Genomic DNA, 19,845 nt, shown 5'->3' with positions numbered 1-19,845 from the left:
AGCCATGTTCGGAGCCCTGCGCCTGCCCCACACCATCCTCTTCGGCAACGGTCAGCGCCACGCCATAGGCACGGCGGCGGCGCGCATCGGGCGGCGTGCCCTGGTGTGCACCGATGCGCGGCTTTCGCAGCTCCCCGAGTTCGCCGCCCTCATCGAGGACCTGACGGCGCACGGCGTGGAGTCGCGGGTGTATGACCGCACCATCGCCGACCTGCCGCTCGACTGTATCGACGATTGCGTGGCGAGCGTCGCCGACTTCAAGCCGGACGTCGTCATCGGCATCGGCGGCGGCAGCTGCATCGACCTCGCCAAGGTGGTCTCGGTGCTGATCACCCATGGCGGCGAGGTCAGCAAATATTATGGCGAGTTCGCCGTGCCCGGCCCGGTGGTCCCGCTGATCGCCGTGCCGACCACCTCGGGCACCGGCTCGGAGGTCACCCCCGTGGCCGTGGTGCTCGACAAGGTGCGCGGCACCAAGATCGGCGTCGCCAGCCCCTACATCATCCCCTACATGGCGGTCTGCGATCCCGAGCTGACGCTCACCTGCCCGCGCGGGCTGACCGCCTGCTCCGGCGCCGACGCCCTCGCCCATGCGGTCGAGGCCTTCACCAGCAAGACCCGCCCGGCCGAGCCGCTGCTCACCGAGCAGCATGTCTTCATCGGCAAGAACCTGCTCTCCGACCATTTCGCCAAGCTGGCGGTGGTCAACGTGTTCGCCTACCTCGCCCGCGCCTGCAAGGACGGCAGCGACATCGAGGCGCGCGAAGGGCTCATGCTCGCGTCGCTGGCGGCGGGCTGCGCCTTCGGCACGGCCGGCACGGCGGCGGCGCACGCGCTGCAATATCCGGTCGGCAATCTTACCCACACCTCGCATGGCGACGGCGTCGGCGCGCTGCTGCCCTTCGTCATGCAGTTCAACCGCTCCGCCAACCCGCAGGCATTCGCCGAGCTCGCCGAGGTCGTCGGGCTGGGCACCGCTTCGATGAGCGTCGAGACGCGCTCGCAGCTCTTCATCGACGAGGTGGCGCAGCTCTTCGCCGAGATCGGCATTCCGCGCTCGCTGCAGGCGCTGGGCCTGGGCGAAGGCCATGAGAACGACGTCGCCGCCGGTGCCCTCAAGGCCGAGCGGCTGGTCAAGAACAACCCGCGCCCGCTCGACCTCGCCGCGATGCTCCACATCACCCAGGCCGCCTTCACCGGCCAGCGCGCCGCGTTGCGCGACCTTTGATCACCAGGACGGAACGACATGTCTAGCAGCACTGCGAGCCTCAACCCGATCGACGCCGGCCACACCTTCACGGTGCCGGACGCCAAGGGCGGATTTGCCATCCCGACCGACCTGCTCATCGCGGACAAGTGGACCGCCGGCACCGGCGGCAAGCGGATCGACGTCCTCAACCCCTCCACCGGCGACGTGCTGACCTCGGTCGCCGACGCGACCGTGGCGGACGGCCTCGCCGCCGTCGACGCCGCCGCAGCAGCCGCCGCCTCCTGGGCCGCGACGCCTCCGCGCGCCCGCGCCAATGTGCTCCATCGCTGCTTTCAGGCGATGCTGGAGCACGCGGACTGGCTGGCGCAGATCATCTCGCTGGAGAATGGCAAGGCGCTGCCGGACGCGCGCGGCGAGGTGCTCTACGCCGCCGAGTTCTTCCGCTGGTACGCGGAGGAAGCCGTGCGCATCAATGGCGACCTCGCCATCGCGCCGGCCGGCGGCAACCGCATCGTCGTGCAGTACCAGCCGATCGGCATCTCGCTCCTGATCACGCCGTGGAACTTCCCGGCGGCGATGGCGACCCGCAAGATCGCCCCGGCGCTGGCGGCGGGCTGCACCTGCATCCTGAAGCCGGCCGAGGAGACGCCGCTGACCGCGCTGGCGGTGGGCGAGATCCTGCGCCGCGCCGGCGTGCCGGCCGGCGTCGTCAACATCGTCAACACCTCCGATCCCGGCCCGCTGTGCAGCGCCATCCTGCGCGACATGCGCGTGCGCAAGCTCTCCTTCACCGGCTCCACCGAGGTCGGCAAGATCCTGCTGCGCGAGGCCTCGCACAACGTCATCAACTCCTCGATGGAGCTCGGCGGCAACGCCCCGTTCCTGGTGCTCGACGACGCCGACCTCGACGCGGCGATCGAGGGCGCGATGATCGCCAAGATGCGCAATGCGGGCGAGGCCTGCACCGCCGCCAACCGCTTCTATGTGCAGGAAGGCATCTACCCGGCCTTCGTCGAGAAGCTGGTGGAGAAGATGGGCGCGCTCAAGCTCGGCGCCGGCACCGACAGCACCACCCAGTGCGGCGCCATGATCAACCGCGCGGCGATCGAGAAGATCACTTCGCTGGTCGACGACGCCGTGGCCAAGGGCGCCAAGGTGAAGCTCGGCGGCAAGGCGGCCGAGGGTGCGGGCTTCTTCTATCCGCCGTCCGTGCTGGCCGACGTGCCGCTGAACGCCACGCTGATCCGCGAGGAAATCTTCGGCCCGGTCGCCGCCGTGGTGCCCTTTAAGGATGTCGAGGACGCCATCCGCATGGCCAACGACACCGAGTACGGCCTTTCCGCCTATGTCTATACCGGCGACCTCAAGGTCGGCATGCAGATTTCCGAGCGGCTGGAGTACGGCATGGTCGCGCTCAATCGCGGCCTCGTCTCCGACCCCGCGGCGCCCTTCGGCGGCGTGAAGCAGAGCGGTCTCGGGCGCGAGGGCGCCCATCACGGCCTGCTCGAATTCACCGAGGCCAAGTACATCGCGGTGAGCTGGTAGCCGTTCCCGCCCCGGCCCCGGCGCGAGCCGGCGTCGGGGCGAAGCGGCCGGCCTGCGGCTCCGATCCTTCGCTTCGCCGACGAAAGGATTGTATATCCTATATCGTTACAAGCTGGGGCTGATTCTAATGGTTGCCAATAATCAGGAGCCGCTCTCCTTCGCCCGGCTGGTCGCGCTCGACGAGAGGCGTCCCGTCTATCCGCAGACGCTGGTCGAACTGGCCTATGAGCAGCTTCTCTCGATGCTCGTGACGATGAAGATCGCGCCCGGCCAGCATATCGGCATCGAAGCGCTGGCGCGGGAGCTGCAGATCTCCCAGACGCCTATCCGCGAGGCGCTGACGCTCCTTGAGGCGCAGAAGCTCGCCTACAAGACGCCCAATGTCGGCTTCCGCGCCGCCGACCTTCTGACGCGGCAGGAAATCAACGCGCTTTTCGCGCTGCGCCAGCTGATCGAGCCGAAGGCCGCCGCCTGGGCCGCCGAGAGCGCCGACGCAAACGCGTTGCGCGCGCTCGCCAAGCTCGCCGAGGAGATGGAGCGCGTGCAGAACGGCGACGAGCTCGCCTATGCCCAGTTCGCCGAGGGCGATGCCCGGCTGCATGACCTCGTCGCCCGGGCGAGCGGTAACCGCTTCGTCGCGGAGACGATCGAGGGCCTGCATGTCCACCTCCACATCTTCCGCTTCCTCTACAAGACGAACGCGCAGACCGAGGCGGTGAAGGAGCACGAGACCATCATCAACGCGCTGCTCGCCCGCGACCCGACGGCTGCCGAGGAAGCGATGCGCGCGCATCTGGTCGCTTCGCAGAAGCGGATGGACGCGGCCTTTGCGGAGCAGGAACGCCAGCCCGCCACGGACCCGGTGGACGACGGACGGGCCGCACGCGGCGGCCGCGGCCGCCGGCGGCGCTGAAAAAACGCCTCTCGCCGCATGGGTTTCGCCAACCCGGCGTTTGACAGTGTCAACGTCAAGATCATATATGATATAGACATAGGCGCCCGGCGGCGTGGAGGGCGACAGGCCCGTCTCCCGCCAGGACAAGACGCCACGCTCCTGGGTTCCGGTGTCGCGAAGGCGCGCATGCCGGCCCCCGGAAATTCAGAAGTCAGGGAAGAACGGAGGGTTTCGATCATGGCGTTGCCTCTTGCGGGCATAAGGGTGCTCGACATTTCGCAGGTAATGGCCGGGCCGTTCTGCTGCATGCTGCTGGCGGATATGGGCGCCGACGTCATCAAGATCGAGCCCCCGGGCACCGGCGATTCCACCCGCCATTCCATGGGCTTCCGGTTGAAGGGCTCCGACAGCCCCGGCTTCCTCGCGCTGAACCGCAACAAGCGTTCCATCACCCTCGACCTCAAGTCCTCCGAGGACCGCGAGGTGCTCTACGCACTGGTGAAGACCGCCGACGTGCTGATCGAGAACGCCCGCCCCGGCGTCGCGGCGCGGCTGGGCATGGACTACGCAACGCTGAAGGCGCTCAACCCGCGCCTCGTCTATGCCAGCATCTCCGGCTTCGGCCAGACCGGGCCATGGTCGCAGCGGCCGGGCTTCGACCTGATCGCGCAGGCCGTCTCGGGCGTCCTTTCCTCGAACGGCTTCCCCGGTATGGAGCCGGCAAAGAACTCCATCGCCGTGGCCGATCTCGGCGCCGGCCTGTTCACCGCCTACGCCGTGCTGAGCGCGGTGATCGGCCGGCAGGCCTCGGGCGAGGGACAGTATGTCGACGCCTCGCTGTTCGAGGCGGCACTTGCGCTGTCGGTCTGGGAGACCACCGAATTGTGGGGCACCGGCGCGTCGCCGACCCCCATCGGCTCGGCCAACCGCATGTCGGCGCCCTACCAGGCGGTCGAAGCTTCCGACGGCTGGTTCGTCATCGGCGCCGCCAATCAGGGGCTGTGGCTCACCTTCCTCAAGGTGCTCGGGCGCGAGGAACTGCAGCAGGATGCACGCTTCTCCACCAATGCGGGGCGCGTGCAGAACCGCATCGCGCTGATGGAGACGCTGGCGCCGACCTTCCTCACCCGCACGCGGCAGGAATGGATCGACCTGCTGATGGAGGCCGGCGTACCCACGGCCCCCATCCTCGACTATGGCGAGGCGGTGGTCAGCGAGCAGGCGAAGGCTCGCGAGATGGTGCAGATGGTGCCGCACCCTGTCGAGGGCGAGTTCCGTGCGCTCGGCTTCCCGGTGAAGCTGAGCGCCACGCCGCAGGAAATCCGCCTGCCGCCGCCGCTGCTGAACGAGCATGGCGACGAAATCCGCCGCGAACTGACGGAAAAGGGCCTTCTGGCGCCCGCCACCACGAAAGAGACCGCGTGATGAGCCCTCCGTGCATTGATTTCGAGAAGGTCGGCGAGACCGCTTTCGTTCGCTTCAACAATCCGGGCGCGCACAATGCGCTGACCACCGAGATGTGGCTCGGCCTGCGCGACGCCGCGCTCGCCATCGCCGCCGATCCCTCGATCCGCGTCGCAGTGTTCCGGGGCGTCGGCGGCAAGGCCTTCGTCTCGGGCACCGACATTTCCGGCTTCACCAAGTTCACCAGCGGCGCCGACGGCATCGCCTATGAGCACCGGATCGACGAGTGCATGGCGGCGGTCGACGCCATTCCGGTGACGACCGTCGCCGTGGTGGACGGCTGGGCGGTGGGCGGCGGGCTCAACATCGCCTCGGCCTGCGATTTCCGCCTCGCGACGCCCGGCGCGCGCTTCGGCTCGCCGATCGGCCGCACGCTGGGCAACTGCCTCTCCGCGCTCTCCATGGCGCGGATCGGCGGCGCCATCGGCATCCCGGTCGCCAAGCGCATGGTGCTGCTGGGCGAGATCGTCACCGCCGAGGAAATGCGCGACAGCGGCTTCCTGCTGAAGATCGTCGAGCCTGAGGCGATGGATGCCGAACTCGACGCGCTGTGCCGCCGGGCGGCGGAGAATGCCCCGCTGACCACGCGCGCCAGCAAGGCGACCATACGCAAGCTGGCGCTGGAAAATCTGCCGGACATCGAGGACATCGTCTCCGAGGTCTATGGCAGCGAGGATTTCCGCCTCGGTGTGGAGACCTTCCTCGCCCGTACCAAGGCGCTGCCGAAGTGGCAGGGGAAGTAGAGCGGCTCAGAGGTCGGGCTGCACCTCGTTCTCCAGCACAAGGCGGGTGACGCGCCAGCCATTGAGATGGTGGACACGGAGCAACTCGCGCAGCAGCGGGCCCTGCCGCTGCTGCAAGGCGAGCAGGATTTGTTCGTGCTCCATCACCGCCCGGCTCCAGCGCGCGCTCACCCGGTTGCCGGCAAAGCGATAGAGCCGCACACGCGCGCTCTCGGCTCGGTAGACGCGCGACAGTGCCGGATTATGGGCGCAGTCGACGATGTTCTGGTGGATGTTCTGGTTGATGCGGAAATAGCCGACCAGATCGCCCGCGCGCTGGCAGGCCACCATGCGCGCATGAAGCGCCGCGACCTGCGCGAACTGTTCCGCCGTGCCGCGGGCGCAGGCAAGTTCCGCCGCCACGCTTTCCAGCCCCGCGAGCAGTTCCATCGCCATGTCGACATCGGCGGGGGAGAGCTTGACCACCTGCGCCCCGCGATTGGGCGCAATGACGAGTAGGCCCTCGGCCTCCAGTATCTTGAACGCCTCGCGCAGCGGCGTGCGGGTAACGCCCATCCCCTCGGTCAGCATGCGCTCGGACAGGCGCTCGCCCGGCGGCAGTTCGCCGGCCAGGATCATGTCGCGCAGCCGTTCCGCGACATGGGCGGCACTGCGGCCGCGCAGGCCGGCCGCCGGCACAAGCGGGGATTCGTCGGGATGCGGATCAGGAGCATATTGCATGCAACTACAGTTGCACCTCCTGCGTTCGCCGTCCATATCCCTTGACTTCATCGCATTATTGCATGCAATTAGACGAGTGATTGAAGCTGCCTGATGCAGAGGCGGCGCAAACGAGGAAATGGAGCGAGGGCAAGCTGCCGGCGCCGCGCCGTGCGCCGCCTGCCTTCATCCCGTCCCGGCGATGCCCCGCCGGCGGAGAGATCAGGCATGAACTTCCATCGCTATTTCGCCGCCGACCGGGCCCCGGTCGAAACCTGCGTCATCGGCACCGGCGGCTTCGGCCGCAGCTTCCTCGCACAGGGGCTGCGCGTGCCGCTGATGCGCTGCCGGGTGGCGGTGGACCGGGAGGCCGCCATCGCGGCGGAAGCGCTCGCCTCGGTCGGCATCGAGCCGTCGCGCATCCACGTCTGCACGACCCCGGACGAGGCAAAGGCCGCCTTCGCCGCCGGCGACTTCGTGGCGGCGGGAGACCTCGCCATCGTGCTCGACCTGCCCGTCGAGGTGGTGGTGGAGGCGACCGGCCATCCCGAGGCGGGTGCACGCCATGCCCGCCTCGCCATCGAGGCCGGCAAGCACCTCGCCGTGGTTTCCAAGGAACTCGACAGCGTCGTCGGCCCCGGCCTCGCCCGCATGGCCGCGGAGCGCGGCGTCGTGGCGACGCCGGTGGATGGCGATCAGCCGAGCCTCCTGATCGGTCTCGTCACCTGGGCGCAGACGCTCGGCTTCGAGATCGTCGCCGCCGGCAAGTCGAGCGAATACGACTTCGTGTACGACGCGGCGGGCGAGGAACTGACCAGCAATGGCCGCTCCATCGCCGCCCCCGGAATGGCCGCACATCTCGCCCTCGGTGCCCGTCCGGTGACCGAGACCGTCGCCGCCCGTGCGTCGGTTGCCGCCATGCTGCCGCAGCGCGCCGTGCCGGATCTGTGCGAACTTCTCATCGTCGGCAACGCCACCGGCTTCCGGCCCGACCGGCCGGACCTGCATGCCCCCATCGCCCGCATCGGCGAGGTGCCGGACCTCTTCGCGCGGCGCGAGGAAGGCGGCCTGCTCGCCGGCGAGGAGCGGATAGACGTGTTCCATTGCCTGCGCGCGCCGCATGAGCCGAGCTTTGCCGGCGGCGTGTTCGTGGTGGTGCGCTGCACCGACCGGGCGACCTGGGAGATGCTGGCGGAGAAGGGCCACGTGGTCAGCCGCTCCGGGGCCACCGCCATGCTCTATCTGCCGCGCCACCTGCTCGGGCTGGAAGCGGCGACCACGATCCTCGACGCGGCGCTGCACGGCGCCTCCGGCGGCGGCATGGACCCGTGCCCGCATCTCGACCTGGTCGCCCGGGCACTGGTGGACCTGCCCGCGGGCGGCACCCTCGCCATGGGCGGACATCACCACACGATCGAGGGCACCTCGGCCGAGCTTGTGCCGGCCGCGCCGCTGACGCCGGAGGCGCCGGCGCCGTTCTATCTCGCGGCCAACCGCGCGCTGGTCCGGCCCGTGACGGCCGGGCAACTCGTCACCATGGCCGATATCGCGGTGGAGGAAGGCTCCGAACTGCTGACCCTGCGCCGCTACCAGGACGCGGCCTTCTTCGGCGTGGCAGCCAGCCACCCGGTCGCCGCGGACGCCCCATCATCTGCGAAATCGCACATCGTGGGCGGCGGTGAACCGTCCCAGCACGCCGTCTGAAGGAGAAGCTCCATGAAGCCCCGCATCGCCCTCGTTCTCGGCGATCCCGCCGGCATTGGCCCCGAGATCGTCGCCCGCCTGCTCTCCCGCGAAGAAAACCGCATGGCCGCCGACATATTGCTTGTCGCCGACCGCGGCGAACTGGAAGAGGGACTTCGGATCGCGGGGGTCCGCCTCGACTACCGCCTCGCCGACGGGGATGGGCATCCGACCTTCACCCCCGGCGTGCCGGTGCTGCTTGACTATCGCGGCGCGACGGAGCCGCCTTTCGAGCGAGCCGTCGCCACCGCCAAGGGCGGGCGCTATGCGCTGGACACGCTGCGCAAGGCCGCCGAACTCACCATGGCCGGCATCACCGACGGCATGTGCTTCGCGCCGCTGAACAAGCATGGGCTGCACCTGGCCGGTATCGGCCATTCCGACGAGACCCACTGGTTCGCCGAGTTGCTCAAGGCCCCCGGGCCGGTCGGCGAGATCAACACGCTGGACGGGTTGTGGACCAGCCGCGTCACCAGCCATGTGCCGCTGAAGGATGTTTCCGGCCTCATCACCGAGGAGCGCATCCTCGACGCCATCCGCCTCGTGCATGGGACGCTGATCCGCGCCGGCGTCGCCGCCCCGCGCATCGCCGTGTGCGGCCTCAACCCGCATAATGGCGAGAATGGCAGCTTCGGCCGCGAGGAGCTCGACATCATCGGCCCGACGGTGGAGAAGGCCCGCGCGCTTGGCCTGCCCGTGGTCGGCATGTACCCGGCCGACACCATCTTTCTCAGGGCGAAGGATGTCGACGCCATCGTCACCATGTACCACGACCAGGGGCAGATCGCGATGAAGCTGATGGGCTTCTCGCGCGGCGTCACGGTGCATGGGGGCATGCCGATCCCGATCGCCACGCCGGCACACGGCACCGGCTACGACATCTACGGGCAGGGCAAGGCGAACCCCGGCGCCATTCAGGCGGCTTTCGACGTGATGCGCGTCCTGGCCGCCGCGCCGCGCCGCAGCGCGAACGCGCCGAGTGCGCTGGCGAGCGCCTGACGGGCAACCGGCCAAACGGACGGCCGGCTCGGACGGGACCTTGCGACAGTGTCGATTTTCGGCCGCGATCTGAGCTGGCCGGAAATCGACACTTGCCCGGCCGCACGGGCCGACAGCACAGCCAAGACGTCCTTCGCCGAAGGCCTCCATGTGGCGGCTTGAACGGCTGCTCCACGCTCTGGGCCGGCGGATTGCAAAGCCGGTCAACGGTATCGAAGCCGGCCTTCCTGGCATCGCGATTTTTGGCATCCGCGAATGCCAACGAGCCCCGGCGAGCCGCCGCGAGCTTCGAATTCAGCTCAGTTGAGGAAATTTCCCGCTTTTTTGAGCTTTCTAGAGCCACCTAAAGCGGGGAAATGGTGCCCAGGGACGGAGTCGAACCGCCGACACTGCGATTTTCAGTCGCATGCTCTACCAACTGAGCTACCTGGGCGTAGCCGGCATCGGCCTTGGGCCGTGCGGAGCGGGCGGGTTATAGAGTCTCGCTCGCCCCCTGTCCATATGCCGGAAACCGGAAAATCGCGCCTGTCCCCAGCGGGATCAACAGACATCCGAGCGGCATCGGCGAGCGCGACGCCGCACCGAAACCCGACGCCGTACACCTTTTTCAGCCCTCGCACGCCAGCCTGAAGGGATGTTCCGCCGAGCCTCATCTCCGTGGCCGGAGCCAGGGGCTCGGCCCACACCCACAGCCCGGGGAGTACCTCTCGCTGTGCCACAGCAGCAGCCCCCTCCCCCACGCAGACCGCCCCGGTCAGCCCTCGCGTGGGGGCTTCGGGGCGAGCGAGGGCTCCTCGCCGTCCTCGTCGTCGTCCTCGGTTACGGGGATGGCGTAGGCGCCGGTGAGCCAGCGGTGCAGGTCGATATCGGCGCAGCGGCTGGAGCAGAAGGGCTTGTACTTCTCCGCCGGCGGCTTGCCGCAGATCGGGCACGGTTTCCCGCCGGCCGGCACCTTCTCGTCCGCGCTCACTCGGGGTTGCCCCAGCGCTGGTGCACGGGGAAGCGCTCGCCGGCGAGCAGCGCCACCGCCTCGGTGAGCGGCAGGCCGACCACATTGGTATAGGAGCCGACCAGCTTCACCACGAAGGCCCCGGCGATGCCCTGAATGGCGTAGCCGCCCGCCTTGCCCTGCCATTCGCGGGCGGCGATGTAGGCCGTCATCTCCTCGCCGGAGAGCCGCTTGAAGCGCACGCGGGTCTCGACGAGGCGGGTGCGCACGCCGCCCTTCGGCGTCATCAGGGCGAGGCCGGTATAGACACGGTGGGCGCGGCCGGAGAGCAGGCGCAGGCAGTCTTCGGCCTCCTCGGCGACCTCGGGCTTGGGCAGGATGCGCCGGCCGACCGCCACCACCGTGTCGGCGGCGATGAGATAGGCGCCCTCGTGCTCGCCGGCGGCCTTGCGGCGCGCGTCGGAGGCAAGGAGCTTCTCGCGCGCCAGACGCAGGGCGAGGCGGCGGGGCAGCTCGCCGCGCTCGGGCGTCTCGTCGATGTCGGCGGGCAGCAGGGCGTCGGGTTCGATTCCGGCCTGGGCCAGCAGCGCCAGGCGGCGCGGCGAGCCCGAGGCCAGCACCAGTTTCGGGCGGGCGCTCACGCGGTCACTCCTCTTCCGCCGGCGGCCCGGCGGTGCGTTTCGGCCGGCAAGCTAGAGCATGTGCCGGAAAAGTTGAACGGTTTTTGCGGGCGCCCATCGCGCAGGCAGCATCGCGCAGGCTCAGCGCGGGCGGAAGCGCGTGCGGATGCGCATCTCCAGCTCGTCGCGCACCGCGCGGTAGGCGTCGAGCCGCTGCTCGCGATTGCCGGTGACGAGCGTCGGGTCGGGCGTCGGCCAGTATTCGATGTCGATGGCGTTGGTGCGGGTCAGCTCCAGCGCGCGGTGATGGGCATCGGGGGACAAGGTGATGACGAGGTCGAAGGCCAGCCCCTCATTCTCCTCCAGCTCCTCCAGCGTCTGCGGACGGTGGCGGGAGAGGTCGAGCCCCACCTCGTCGATGGCGGCGGTGACGAAGGGGTCGACCTCGCCCCTGATGACGCCGGCCGAGCCGACATAGAGCGAGCGGCCGAACAGGTGCCGCGCCAGCACGGCGGCCATGGGCGAGCGCACGCTGTTCTGACCGCACATGAACAGCACCGATTGCGGCCGCTCGGTGCGCCGGGTGGCGCCCGGCGCGTGGGCGGTGAGGGGCGCCCCTGGGGACTCCACGCTCAGCCCTTCCAGTGCAGGGCGCAGACCAGCGTGAACAGACGCCGGGCGGTGCCGAAATCGAGGGTCACCTTGTCCTTCAGCCGCTCGCGCAGCAGCTCGGAGCCCTCGTTGTGCAGGCCGCGCCGGCCCATGTCGATGGCCTCGATCTGCGAGGGGCTCGCAGTACGGATGGCGGAATAATAGCTCTCGCAGACGAGGAAATAGTCGCGCACCACCCGGCGTAGCGGGCTGAGCGAGAGATAATGCTGCACCACCGGCGCGCCATCCTCGCGCGTGACGTCGAGCCTCAGGCGCCCTTCGATCAGCGCGATGGCGAGGCAGTACGGGCCGGGTTGCGGGTCGCCGAGCGGGGCGAAGCTGTTGTCCTCGATGAGGTCGTAGATCGCGATCGCCCGCTCGTGCTCGACATCGCTGTTCGAACGGCCGATGGACGCACTGTCCAGCGTCACCGCGATCAGGCGGCGGGTCGCGGCGTGCGGATCGGCCTCGCCCATGGCGTATCCGTCAGAGGTTCAGGCGGATCGCCACCGAACGGGCATGGGCGCCGAGCCCTTCCGCCTCGCCCAGCGCGATGGCCGCGGGGCCGAGCGCGCGAAGCTGCTCCGGCCCGCATTTGAGGATCGAGGTGCGCTTCATGAAGTCGAGCACGCCGAGCCCGGAGGAGAAGCGCGCCGAGCGCGCCGTCGGCAGCACATGGTTGGAGCCGCCGACATAATCGCCGATGGCCTCCGGCGTGTGCGCGCCGATGAAGATCGCCCCGGCATGGCGGATGCGGGCCACCAGCGCCTCGGCGTCTTCCGTGATGATTTCGAGATGCTCGGGGGCGATGCGGTCGGACAGCGCGGGCGCCTCGTCGAGGCTGGCCATGGTGATGACCGCGCCGAACTCGTCCCAGCTCTCGGTGGCGATCTCGCGGCGCGGCAGGCTCGCGAGCTGGCGCTCGACGGCGGCGATCACCGCATCGGCGAAGCCCGCATCGTCCGTCATCAGTATCGACTGCGCGGCGGTGTCGTGCTCGGCCTGCGCCAGAAGATCGGCGGCGATCCAGTCCGGGTTCTGCGCCCCGTCGGCAATCACCAGCACCTCGGAGGGGCCGGCCACCATGTCGATGCCGACCGTGCCGAAGACATGGCGCTTGGCGGCGGCGACATAGGCGTTGCCGGGGCCGACGATCTTGGCCACCGGGGCGATGGTCTCGGTGCCATACGCCAGCGCGGCCACGGCCTGCGCGCCGCCGACGCGGTAGATCTCGTCGACGCCGGCAAGATCGGCGGCGGCGAGCACCAGCGGGTTCAGCACGCCGTCGGGCGCCGGCACCACCATGGCGATGCGCTCGACGCCGGCCACCTTGGCCGGCACCGCGTTCATCAGCACCGAGGAAGGATAGGCCGCCGTGCCGCCCGGCACGTAGAGCCCCACCGCGTCCACCGCCGTCCAGCGATGGCCGAGCTCCACGCCGGCCGCGTCGACATAGCGCCCGCTCTCTGGCAACTGCCGCTCGTGATGGGAACGGATGCGCCCGTGCGCGAAGGCGAGCGCCTCCAGCGTCGCGGCATCGCATTGCGTCACCGCCGCCGCGACCTCCTGCGGCGTCACCCGGATGCCGAGCGTGGCAAGGTCCACGCGGTCGAAGGTCCTGGAGAACGCGATGAGCGCCGCGTCGCCGCGCTGGCGCACCTCCTCGACGATGCGCGCCACCGCCTGCGCCACATCCTGCGAGACCTCGCGCTTGGTGCCGAGGAAGGCGCGGAAGCGTTCCGTGAAATCGGGGGTGCGGGTGTCGAGGCGGATCGGCATGTCGTGTCCTGCGGGCGGCCTTGAAGGGCGTGATGGCGGTCGCGGGGGCATCGCGTCGCCGCGCGCCGGAGCGGGCGACCGTCAGCCCGTCCTATCGCAACCGGCACCGCCGAACACAAGAGCCTTTGCGCGCCGTGACTTTGCGCGCCGGGCGCGGGCGGCGGCGCAGGTCCGGCTCACTCCACCTCGTGGCAGGGCGTGCCGCGCGCGTCCCAGGCGGGTCCCAGATCCTCCAGCCCGGCTTCGAGGCACTCGACATCGAGCTGCACCTCGCCGCCCCCGGAGAACAGGAAGGTGACGGTACCCGAGGGCGCGTCGATTTCTTCATAGGTCAGAGCCAGCAGGTTGAGCATGCCCTGCTTCTTCGTGAGGTCGATGCCGCGCACCCGCGCGCCCAGCACCCGCTCGAAGCGCAGGCCCGCGCGGCGGCGCACGCAGGGGCCGACGGCCGCTGCAGCGGCACCGAGCGGGGCGTCGGCATCCGCCATCGCCTCGGCCTGTATCGCCTTCTCCCAGTCGAAGCGGTTGGCGAGCAGCACGAAGCGCCGCTCCTTCGGCAGGTAGGTCATCTCGCCCACCGCCACCACCGCGTCCTGCAAATGCACCGAGAGGACCGCGAGGTCCTCGCCATCGAGCGCGACCAGCTTCAGTCCGGCCATGTTCTCATCTCCGCAACGCCTTATGCCGCCCAGATGGCGCCTTCCCGCCGCTGCGGCAAGGGGGCGCGAAGCAGACGCGTAACAGTACCTAGAACGCGACCTGCCGGCCCTCGCGATCAGCCGGCGAGGCGCTCGATCTCGGCGCCGCAGGCGGAGAGCTTCTCCTCCAGCCGCTCGAAGCCGCGATCGAGATGGTAGACCCGGTGGATCATGCTCTCGCCCTCGGCCGCGAGCGCTCCGATCACCAGCGAGACCGAGGCGCGCAAGTCGGTCGCCATGACCGGCGCGCCCTTCAGCCGCTCGACGCCCTCGATGGTGGCGGTCTCGCCGTCGAGATGGATGCGCGCGCCGAGGCGGGCAAGCTCCTGCACATGCATGAAGCGGTTCTCGAAGATCGTCTCGGTGATCCGCGAAGTGCCGCCGGCGCGCGTCGTCAGCGCCATGAGCTGCGCCTGCAGATCGGTCGGGAAGCCGGGGAAGGGCTCGGTCGTCACCTCGACGGGGGCGATGCCGGCGCCGTTGCGCTTCACCCGCAGGCCCTCGTTGGAGACGGTGATCTCCGCGCCCGCCGCGCGCAGCGTGTCGAGCGCCGTGCTGAGCAGGTCCGCCCGTGCGCCGGAGAGCAGCACGTCGCCGCCCGTCATTGCCACCGCCATCGCATAGGTGCCGGTCTCGATGCGGTCGGGCAGCACGGAGTGGCGCGCGCCCTTGAGGCGCGGCACGCCGACGACGCGGACGGTCGAGGTGCCAGCGCCCTCGATGCGCCCGCCCATCGCGTTGATGCAGTCGGCGACGTCGACGATCTCCGGCTCGCGCGCGGCGTTCTCGATGATGGTCTCGCCATCCGCCAGGCTCGCCGCCATCAGCGCCACATGGGTGGCGCCGACCGTGACCTTCGGGAACACGATGCGCCCGCCCTTCAGCCCCTTGGGGGCGCGGGCCAGCACATAGCCGCCGTCGATGTCGATCTGCGCGCCTAGCGCCTCCAGCGCGGCGATGTGCAGGTCGACCGGCCGGGTGCCGATGGCGCAGCCGCCCGGCAGCGACACCTTGGCCTCGCCCATGCGCGCCAGCAGCGGGCCGATGACCCAGAAGCTCGCCCGCATCTTGGAAACCAGTTCATAGGGCGCCGTGGTGTCGACGATGACGCGGGCGTCGATCTCCAGCGTCTGGCCGGCATAGGCGTCGTCGCCGCGCCGCTTGCCGGCGACGGTGATGTCGATGCCGTGATTGCCGAGGATGCGCTGGAGCAGCGAGACGTCGGCGAGGCGCGGCACATTCTCCAGCACCAGCTTCTCGTCGGTGAGCAGGCCCGCGATCATCAGCGGCAGGGCGGCGTTCTTGGCGCCGGAAATCGGGATCGACCCGTTGAGGGGGTTGCCGCCGACGATGCGGATGCGGTCCATGAGAGTGTCGTCTCCTTCCAGCCCGGGAGGCGCGCAGGGCCCCCGCCGCGCAGGGCGCGCCGGCCGGGTCCGTCGCCGTCGGATGCGGCATGACGGGTCGATGGGGCCGATTCGTGGCGCCGCCGCCCTTGTTCCCCACAGGTCTAGCGCGTGTCGCGGGGCGGGACAACGCGTGCGCCGGGCTCCGCCGCCGAAGCGTGCGTGCGAAAACCGCCGGGCGGGCTCAATCCCCGCCGTCGCGGGGCGGTTCGCCCGGCCCGGCAGCGGGGCTCCGGTCCGCCGCGCCGCCGGCGGGAGCAACCCGGTCCTCGGCCTGCCGGCCGCGCGCCTGCTGCTTGCGGCGCTTGAGGTTTTCGCGCAACGCGGCGGCAAGGCGCTCGGCGCGCGCATCGTCCCCGGAACCGCTCATCCCGCTCTCCCCACCTGCCGCCAACGCATCCGCATCGTTCCAGCCATAGAGAAGGCCCGCGCCCCAGGGAAGAGTGCCCCCTCCTCCGCGCGGATGGCCGGGCGGCACGGCGAACCGGCGGTACCGGGGCCGCTACGGAGGGACGCGAGGCGGGAAGGCGTGCACAGGGACGAGGGAATTGCGGCGCCGACTCTTGCACCCGCCGCCGCGCTGTGGCAAACGTCCGGCGCCTTGGCGGCACAGCCCGCCCGACGGCCGGCGCTGCGGTAGCTCAGTGGTAGAGCACTCCCTTGGTAAGGGAGAGGTCGAGAGTTCAATCCTCTCTCGCAGCACCATCGTTCCGGCACTTCACGGTATCCCGCAAAAGACCCCAGCTTCGCACAACGCCCCCCTGCGGGCCGCGCGGGCGGCCCGCCTTTGGCCAGCGCTCAGTTGCCGTGGCCTTCGCGTTCCTCGCAGCGATAGCCGGCGAGGCACTGGCTCTGGTCCTGCGAGGGAATCCAGACCGGCGCGCCGCCGTCCTGGGCGCTGCACAGGCTGGGATTGTTCACCACGCGGCGCAGATCGCCGCCGCCGGTGTCGAACACCACCTGGCCACGCTGCTGCACCAGCGCGCTCACCGCCGAGCAACTCATGCCGGTGGAGCGCGGCGTCTCCTGGGCGGCAGCCGGGACGGAGGCGGCGGACAGGGCGACGACGGACAGGGTCAGGACGGTGGAAAGAAGGATGTGGCGCATGACTGGGCTCCCCCGCATTGAGCGCCGGCTCTCCCGAAGGGCCGGCGACGGCCGCCCCGGCCGGGACGGCGCGCCATCCTAGCAAATCCGGCGGCGTTGATCGCCGGTCCGCGCGATCACATCCACGCGCCGGCGCGGACGGGGCGGAAGGCCCGCGCGTCAGCCGGCGATGCGGCGGGCGCGGCGCTTGCGCAGCACCGCGATGGCGGCGAGAGAGACGAGGATGACGGCCATGGAGAACACCGTCGTCACCGTGCCCAGCGCGTAGAGCACCGGGGTCGTGACGTTGGTGGTCATGCCGTAGATCTCCAGCGGCAGGGTGTTGAAGGTGCCGGCGGTCATCAGCGTGCGGGCGAACTCGTCATAGGAGAGGGTGAAGCCGAACAGGCCGACGCCGATCAGGCTCGGCAGGATGATCGGCAGCACCACATGGGCGAAGGTCTGCCAGGGCGTGGCGCCGAGGTCGCGCGCGGCCTCCTCATAGGCTGGATTGAAGCGGTTGAAGACCGCAAACATGATCAGGAGGCCGAAGGGCAGCGTCCAGGTGAGGTGCGCGCCGAAGCCGGAAGTGTACCAGGCGGGCTCCAGCCCGACGACCTGGAAGGCAAGGCCGATGCCGAGCGAGATCAGGATCGAGGGCACGATCAGGCTGGCGATGGTGAGGTAGAAGAGCGGCCCCGAGCCGAGAAAGCGGCGGCGGAAGGCGAGGCCCGCCAGCAGCGAGACGACCACCGTGGTCAGCATGGTCATGACGCCGAGGATGAGCGAGCGCGCGAAGGCGCCCCCGAAATCGCCCACCGCCTGCTGCTCGAACAGCAGGTTCTCGAACCAGCGCAGCGAGACGCCGTTCATCGGGAAGGTGAGGCCGCCATTCGGGCCCTGGAAGGAGAGGATGAAGATCGTCGTCATCGGGCCGTAGAGGAACAGCACGAACAGCACGAAGAAGGCCGTGAGCACGTAGAAGCCGAGGCCGCGGCGTTCGGAGTTCATCCTCACAGCTCCTTGCGGATGTTGACGATGCGCAGGATGCCGCCGACCAGCAGCAGCACGAGGATGAGCAGGATCACCGCGTTGGCCGCCGCCGCCGGGTATTGCAGCAGCGCGATCTGGTTCGCCATCATCAGCCCGACCGAGGCGGACTGGCCGCCCGACATGAAGCGCACGGTGATGAAGTCGCCCATGACCAGCGTGACGACGAAGATCGAGCCGATGGCGATGCCGGGCTTGGCCAGCGGGATGATGACGTTGGTGAGGATCTGGAAGGCGTTCGCCCCGGCATCGCGCGCCGCCTCGATCAGCGCGCGGTCGATCCGCATCAGCGTGTTGAAGATCGGCGTCACCATGAACAGCGTGTAGAGGTGCACCATGGCGAGCACCACCGCGAAGTCGGAGAACAGCAGGAATTCCAGCGGCTGGTCGATCAGCCCCATCTGCATGAGCGACTGGTTGAGCAGCCCGTTGCGCCCGAGGAAGGGGATCCACGAGATCATGCGGATGATGTTCGAGGTCAGGAACGGCACGGTGCAGACGAGGAACAGCACCATCTGCGCCGTCGCCGAGCGTATGTGGAAGGCGAGGTAGTAGGCGACCCAGAAGCCGATGACGAGCGTCACCGCCCAGACGATGACGGTGTATTTCAGCGTGTTGAGATAGATGCTCCACGTCACCGGCGAGGTGATCGTCTCCTCGTAATTGGTGAAGACGAAGGCCGGGAAGATCTGGATCGAATCGTAATCCCAGAAGCTCACCATCACGATGGTGGCGATCGGCAGCACGAGGAACGCCGCCAGGATCGCCGTGAGCGGCGTCGCCTGCAGATAGGGAGCGATCCGGGAGAGGGTCATGCGGGGCCTCGAACCTCGAACTGTTCGTCATGGCCGGGCTTGACCCGGCCATCCACGCCGGCTTCCGGCGGAAAGACGTGGATCCCCGGGTCAAGCCCGGGGATGACGTCGCAAAAGCGGACCCGCCTCACGCGGCGATGAACTCGTTCCAGCGGCGAACCATGTAGCGGTCCTCGTCCATCACCGAGTTCCAGCACGCCACTGCACCCATGCGGTCCTGGAAGGAGCCGCCGTCGCGCACCGCGCCGGCCGTGTACATCACCTTGCCTTCCGGCGAGAGAATGTCCGTCTTGGCCGGCTGGCCAAGCATCCAGAACGCCCATTCGTCCGGCGTCATGTACTTCTCGGCGGTGGACAGCACGGCGGAGTAGTAGCCCTGCCGGTTGAGGTAGGCGCCGACCCAGCCGGAGAGATACCAGTTGATGTATTCATAGGCGGCGTCGAGCTGCGCGCCCTTGAGGTGCTTGGCGAGGCCGAGGCCGCCGCCCCAGGCGCGATAGCCCTCTTCCAGCGGCTGGTAGACGCAGGGAATGCCCTTGGAGCGCACCGCCGCCACCGCCGGCGACCACATGGACTGGATGACCACCTCGCCCGAGGCCATCAGGTTTACGCTCTCGTCGAAGGTCTTCCAGAAGGCGCGGAACTGGCCGGCCTTCTTGGTCTTGATGAGGAAATCGATGGTGGTATCGATCTCCGCCTTCGTCATGTTGCCCTTGTCGGCATATTTGGCGATGCCCGCGCTCTCGCAGATCATCGCCGCATCCATGATGCCGATGGACGGGATGTTCAGGATCGAGGTCTTGCCCTTGAAGGCGGGATCCAGAATGTCCTTCCAGTTCTTGATCGGACGGCCGACGAGGTCCGGGCGGATGCCGAGCGTGTCGGCGTTGTAGATGGTCGGGATCAGCGTCATCCACTGGGTCGGGGTGGGCGAGAACTTCTTGGAGTCCGCACCCTCGACGAAGCTCACCGTGTTGGGCGCGGTGCCCTGCGCGATCTTGGATTCGGGGGTGAGCTTGCCGGTGGTGAAGATCGGCACGATCTGGTCGTAGAACTTGATCTTCTTGACATCCATCGGCTGCAGCGTGCCGGCCGGGAACACCTTCTTGCAGATCCAGTACTCGATGTCGGCGACGTCGAAGGAATTGGCCTGGGTGACGACGCGCTGGGAGACCGCGTCGGAATCCAGCGCGGTCATCTGCAGCGTGATGCCGAGGTCCGCCTTGCACTTCTCGGCGATGGCGTTGAGGTTCGAGACGCCGGTGCCGAACTGGCGCAGCGTGATCGGGTTCTGCGCCCAGATGGTGGGGAAGCCGGTGACGGCGCCGCTGCCGGCGGCGAGGCCGCCGAGCGCGGCGGCGCCCTTCAGCACGGAGCGGCGGCTCAGGCCCTTCGCCTGCTTGCCCGCTGCCTTGTTGGCGCCCGCGGCGCCGGTGCGATCCGTGGTCTTCTGGCTCATTGGTGTCTCCCGAGCGTCTCTGGTCGGTGTTGCG

General features: G+C 69.1%; 20 protein-coding genes and 2 tRNA genes. 8 read left to right on the top strand and 14 right to left on the bottom strand.

Annotated features, from left to right (window positions below; translation table 11 throughout):
• The first annotated feature begins 4 nt into the window (after nucleotides 1-4).
• From MWN33_RS04810 to MWN33_RS04790, 5 genes are all read left to right on the top strand, one after another.
• Complete coding sequence (locus tag MWN33_RS04810; protein WP_247199246.1) at nucleotides 5-1,228, top strand: iron-containing alcohol dehydrogenase; 1,224 nt, start codon at nucleotides 5-7, stop codon at nucleotides 1,226-1,228.
• Nucleotides 1,229-1,246: 18 nt separating this feature from the next.
• The gene (locus MWN33_RS04805) at nucleotides 1,247-2,755 is read left to right on the top strand and encodes an NAD-dependent succinate-semialdehyde dehydrogenase (protein ID WP_247199244.1); all 1,509 of its coding nucleotides are present in this window, start codon (nucleotides 1,247-1,249) and stop codon (nucleotides 2,753-2,755) included.
• A gap of 127 nt (nucleotides 2,756-2,882) precedes the next feature.
• The gene (locus MWN33_RS04800) at nucleotides 2,883-3,668 is read left to right on the top strand and encodes a GntR family transcriptional regulator (protein ID WP_247199242.1); all 786 of its coding nucleotides are present in this window, start codon (nucleotides 2,883-2,885) and stop codon (nucleotides 3,666-3,668) included.
• 219 nt (nucleotides 3,669-3,887) lie between these two features.
• Nucleotides 3,888-5,075 carry a CaiB/BaiF CoA transferase family protein gene (locus tag MWN33_RS04795; RefSeq protein ID WP_247199240.1) on the top strand — a complete coding sequence of 396 codons (1,188 nt, stop codon included), beginning with the start codon at nucleotides 3,888-3,890 and terminating at the stop codon, nucleotides 5,073-5,075.
• Nucleotides 5,075-5,857, top strand: coding sequence for an enoyl-CoA hydratase (locus MWN33_RS04790; RefSeq protein ID WP_247199239.1), 783 nt, complete (start codon nucleotides 5,075-5,077; stop codon nucleotides 5,855-5,857). The genes MWN33_RS04795 and MWN33_RS04790 overlap by 1 nt, the downstream gene beginning before the upstream one ends.
• Before the next feature lie 6 nt (nucleotides 5,858-5,863).
• On the opposite strand, the gene MWN33_RS04785 is transcribed toward MWN33_RS04790, so the two are convergent.
• Nucleotides 5,864-6,577 carry a GntR family transcriptional regulator gene (locus MWN33_RS04785; RefSeq protein WP_247199237.1) on the bottom strand — a complete coding sequence of 238 codons (714 nt, stop codon included), beginning with the start codon at nucleotides 6,575-6,577 and terminating at the stop codon, nucleotides 5,864-5,866.
• A 207-nt stretch (nucleotides 6,578-6,784) separates the two neighbouring features.
• Between MWN33_RS04785 and MWN33_RS04780 the strand changes: the two genes are divergently transcribed.
• Complete coding sequence (locus MWN33_RS04780; RefSeq protein WP_247199235.1) at nucleotides 6,785-8,260, top strand: NAD(P)H-dependent oxidoreductase; 1,476 nt, start codon at nucleotides 6,785-6,787, stop codon at nucleotides 8,258-8,260.
• 12 nt (nucleotides 8,261-8,272) lie between these two features.
• On the top strand, nucleotides 8,273-9,298 hold the full coding sequence (locus tag MWN33_RS04775; RefSeq protein WP_247199233.1) for a 4-hydroxythreonine-4-phosphate dehydrogenase PdxA: 1,026 nt from the start codon (nucleotides 8,273-8,275) through the stop codon (nucleotides 9,296-9,298).
• A 357-nt stretch (nucleotides 9,299-9,655) separates the two neighbouring features.
• On the opposite strand, the gene MWN33_RS04770 is transcribed toward MWN33_RS04775, so the two are convergent.
• The 9 genes from MWN33_RS04770 to MWN33_RS04730 all read right to left on the bottom strand — a co-directional run bounded on the left by MWN33_RS04770 (nucleotide 9,656) and on the right by MWN33_RS04730 (nucleotide 15,771).
• A tRNA-Phe gene (locus tag MWN33_RS04770) sits at nucleotides 9,656-9,731 on the bottom strand.
• 321 nt (nucleotides 9,732-10,052) lie between these two features.
• Nucleotides 10,053-10,268, bottom strand: coding sequence for a DNA gyrase inhibitor YacG (gene yacG, locus MWN33_RS04765; RefSeq protein WP_247199231.1), 216 nt, complete (start codon nucleotides 10,266-10,268; stop codon nucleotides 10,053-10,055).
• Nucleotides 10,265-10,888 (bottom strand): Maf-like protein, encoded by a 624-nt coding sequence (locus tag MWN33_RS04760; RefSeq protein ID WP_247199230.1) that lies wholly within the window; start codon nucleotides 10,886-10,888, stop codon nucleotides 10,265-10,267. Before MWN33_RS04760 ends, yacG begins: the two co-directional genes overlap by 4 nt.
• Nucleotides 10,889-11,008: 120 nt before the next feature.
• On the bottom strand, nucleotides 11,009-11,416 hold the full coding sequence (locus MWN33_RS04755; RefSeq protein WP_247199791.1) for an arsenate-mycothiol transferase ArsC: 408 nt from the start codon (nucleotides 11,414-11,416) through the stop codon (nucleotides 11,009-11,011).
• 83 nt (nucleotides 11,417-11,499) lie between these two features.
• Nucleotides 11,500-11,994, bottom strand: a complete 495-nt coding sequence (locus MWN33_RS04750) for a UPF0262 family protein (RefSeq protein WP_247199228.1) — start codon at nucleotides 11,992-11,994, stop codon at nucleotides 11,500-11,502.
• Nucleotides 11,995-12,004: 10 nt separating this feature from the next.
• Complete coding sequence (gene hisD / locus MWN33_RS04745; RefSeq protein ID WP_247199226.1) at nucleotides 12,005-13,297, bottom strand: histidinol dehydrogenase; 1,293 nt, start codon at nucleotides 13,295-13,297, stop codon at nucleotides 12,005-12,007.
• A 176-nt stretch (nucleotides 13,298-13,473) separates the two neighbouring features.
• Nucleotides 13,474-13,956 (bottom strand): DUF2948 family protein, encoded by a 483-nt coding sequence (locus MWN33_RS04740; RefSeq protein WP_247199224.1) that lies wholly within the window; start codon nucleotides 13,954-13,956, stop codon nucleotides 13,474-13,476.
• A 116-nt stretch (nucleotides 13,957-14,072) separates the two neighbouring features.
• Complete coding sequence (gene murA / locus MWN33_RS04735; RefSeq protein WP_247199223.1) at nucleotides 14,073-15,362, bottom strand: UDP-N-acetylglucosamine 1-carboxyvinyltransferase; 1,290 nt, start codon at nucleotides 15,360-15,362, stop codon at nucleotides 14,073-14,075.
• A 223-nt stretch (nucleotides 15,363-15,585) separates the two neighbouring features.
• The gene (locus tag MWN33_RS04730; RefSeq protein ID WP_247199221.1) at nucleotides 15,586-15,771 is read right to left on the bottom strand and encodes a hypothetical protein; all 186 of its coding nucleotides are present in this window, start codon (nucleotides 15,769-15,771) and stop codon (nucleotides 15,586-15,588) included.
• Between the two features lie 260 nt (nucleotides 15,772-16,031).
• On the opposite strand from MWN33_RS04730, the gene MWN33_RS04725 reads away from it, so the two are divergent.
• Nucleotides 16,032-16,106 (top strand) — tRNA-Thr (locus MWN33_RS04725).
• A gap of 93 nt (nucleotides 16,107-16,199) precedes the next feature.
• On the opposite strand, the gene MWN33_RS04720 is transcribed toward MWN33_RS04725, so the two are convergent.
• The 4 genes from MWN33_RS04720 to MWN33_RS04705 form a co-directional block, all read right to left on the bottom strand.
• On the bottom strand, nucleotides 16,200-16,508 hold the full coding sequence (locus tag MWN33_RS04720) for a hypothetical protein (RefSeq protein ID WP_247199219.1): 309 nt from the start codon (nucleotides 16,506-16,508) through the stop codon (nucleotides 16,200-16,202).
• Nucleotides 16,509-16,667: 159 nt separating this feature from the next.
• Nucleotides 16,668-17,498 (bottom strand): ABC transporter permease, encoded by an 831-nt coding sequence (locus tag MWN33_RS04715; RefSeq protein WP_247199218.1) that lies wholly within the window; start codon nucleotides 17,496-17,498, stop codon nucleotides 16,668-16,670.
• A 2-nt stretch (nucleotides 17,499-17,500) separates the two neighbouring features.
• A complete protein-coding gene (locus tag MWN33_RS04710) occupies nucleotides 17,501-18,352 on the bottom strand; it encodes an ABC transporter permease (RefSeq protein WP_247199216.1) in 852 nt (283 codons plus the stop codon).
• Nucleotides 18,353-18,479: 127 nt separating this feature from the next.
• Complete coding sequence (locus MWN33_RS04705; protein WP_247199214.1) at nucleotides 18,480-19,811, bottom strand: ABC transporter substrate-binding protein; 1,332 nt, start codon at nucleotides 19,809-19,811, stop codon at nucleotides 18,480-18,482.
• Between the last annotated feature and the right edge of the window lie 34 nt (nucleotides 19,812-19,845).

This window comes from Ancylobacter koreensis (assembly GCF_023016525.1).
GTDB classification, from domain to species: domain Bacteria; phylum Pseudomonadota; class Alphaproteobacteria; order Rhizobiales; family Xanthobacteraceae; genus Ancylobacter; species Ancylobacter koreensis.
The sequence above is the reverse complement of the archived record's forward strand: the minus strand, read 5'-3'. Positions and strand labels throughout refer to the sequence as shown.

Excerpts from the sequence above, each read along its gene's own strand:
- MWN33_RS04810 (WP_247199246.1), top strand. The coding sequence starts at position 5 with ATGTTCGGAGCCCTGCGCCTGCCCCACACCATCCTCTTCGGCAACGGT.
- MWN33_RS04805 (WP_247199244.1), top strand. The coding sequence starts at position 1,247 with ATGTCTAGCAGCACTGCGAGCCTCAACCCGATCGACGCCGGCCACACC.
- MWN33_RS04800 (WP_247199242.1), top strand. The coding sequence starts at position 2,883 with ATGGTTGCCAATAATCAGGAGCCGCTCTCCTTCGCCCGGCTGGTCGCG.
- MWN33_RS04795 (WP_247199240.1), top strand. The coding sequence starts at position 3,888 with ATGGCGTTGCCTCTTGCGGGCATAAGGGTGCTCGACATTTCGCAGGTA.
- MWN33_RS04790 (WP_247199239.1), top strand. The coding sequence starts at position 5,075 with ATGAGCCCTCCGTGCATTGATTTCGAGAAGGTCGGCGAGACCGCTTTC.
- MWN33_RS04785 (WP_247199237.1), bottom strand. The coding sequence starts at position 6,577 with ATGCAATATGCTCCTGATCCGCATCCCGACGAATCCCCGCTTGTGCCG.
- MWN33_RS04780 (WP_247199235.1), top strand. The coding sequence starts at position 6,785 with ATGAACTTCCATCGCTATTTCGCCGCCGACCGGGCCCCGGTCGAAACC.
- MWN33_RS04775 (WP_247199233.1), top strand. The coding sequence starts at position 8,273 with ATGAAGCCCCGCATCGCCCTCGTTCTCGGCGATCCCGCCGGCATTGGC.
- MWN33_RS04755 (WP_247199791.1), bottom strand. The coding sequence starts at position 11,416 with ATGTGCGGTCAGAACAGCGTGCGCTCGCCCATGGCCGCCGTGCTGGCG.
- MWN33_RS04750 (WP_247199228.1), bottom strand. The coding sequence starts at position 11,994 with ATGGGCGAGGCCGATCCGCACGCCGCGACCCGCCGCCTGATCGCGGTG.
- hisD (WP_247199226.1), bottom strand. The coding sequence starts at position 13,297 with ATGCCGATCCGCCTCGACACCCGCACCCCCGATTTCACGGAACGCTTC.
- MWN33_RS04740 (WP_247199224.1), bottom strand. The coding sequence starts at position 13,956 with ATGGCCGGACTGAAGCTGGTCGCGCTCGATGGCGAGGACCTCGCGGTC.
- murA (WP_247199223.1), bottom strand. The coding sequence starts at position 15,362 with ATGGACCGCATCCGCATCGTCGGCGGCAACCCCCTCAACGGGTCGATC.
- MWN33_RS04730 (WP_247199221.1), bottom strand. The coding sequence starts at position 15,771 with ATGAGCGGTTCCGGGGACGATGCGCGCGCCGAGCGCCTTGCCGCCGCG.
- MWN33_RS04720 (WP_247199219.1), bottom strand. The coding sequence starts at position 16,508 with ATGCGCCACATCCTTCTTTCCACCGTCCTGACCCTGTCCGTCGTCGCC.
- MWN33_RS04715 (WP_247199218.1), bottom strand. The coding sequence starts at position 17,498 with ATGAACTCCGAACGCCGCGGCCTCGGCTTCTACGTGCTCACGGCCTTC.
- MWN33_RS04710 (WP_247199216.1), bottom strand. The coding sequence starts at position 18,352 with ATGACCCTCTCCCGGATCGCTCCCTATCTGCAGGCGACGCCGCTCACG.
- MWN33_RS04705 (WP_247199214.1), bottom strand. The coding sequence starts at position 19,811 with ATGAGCCAGAAGACCACGGATCGCACCGGCGCCGCGGGCGCCAACAAG.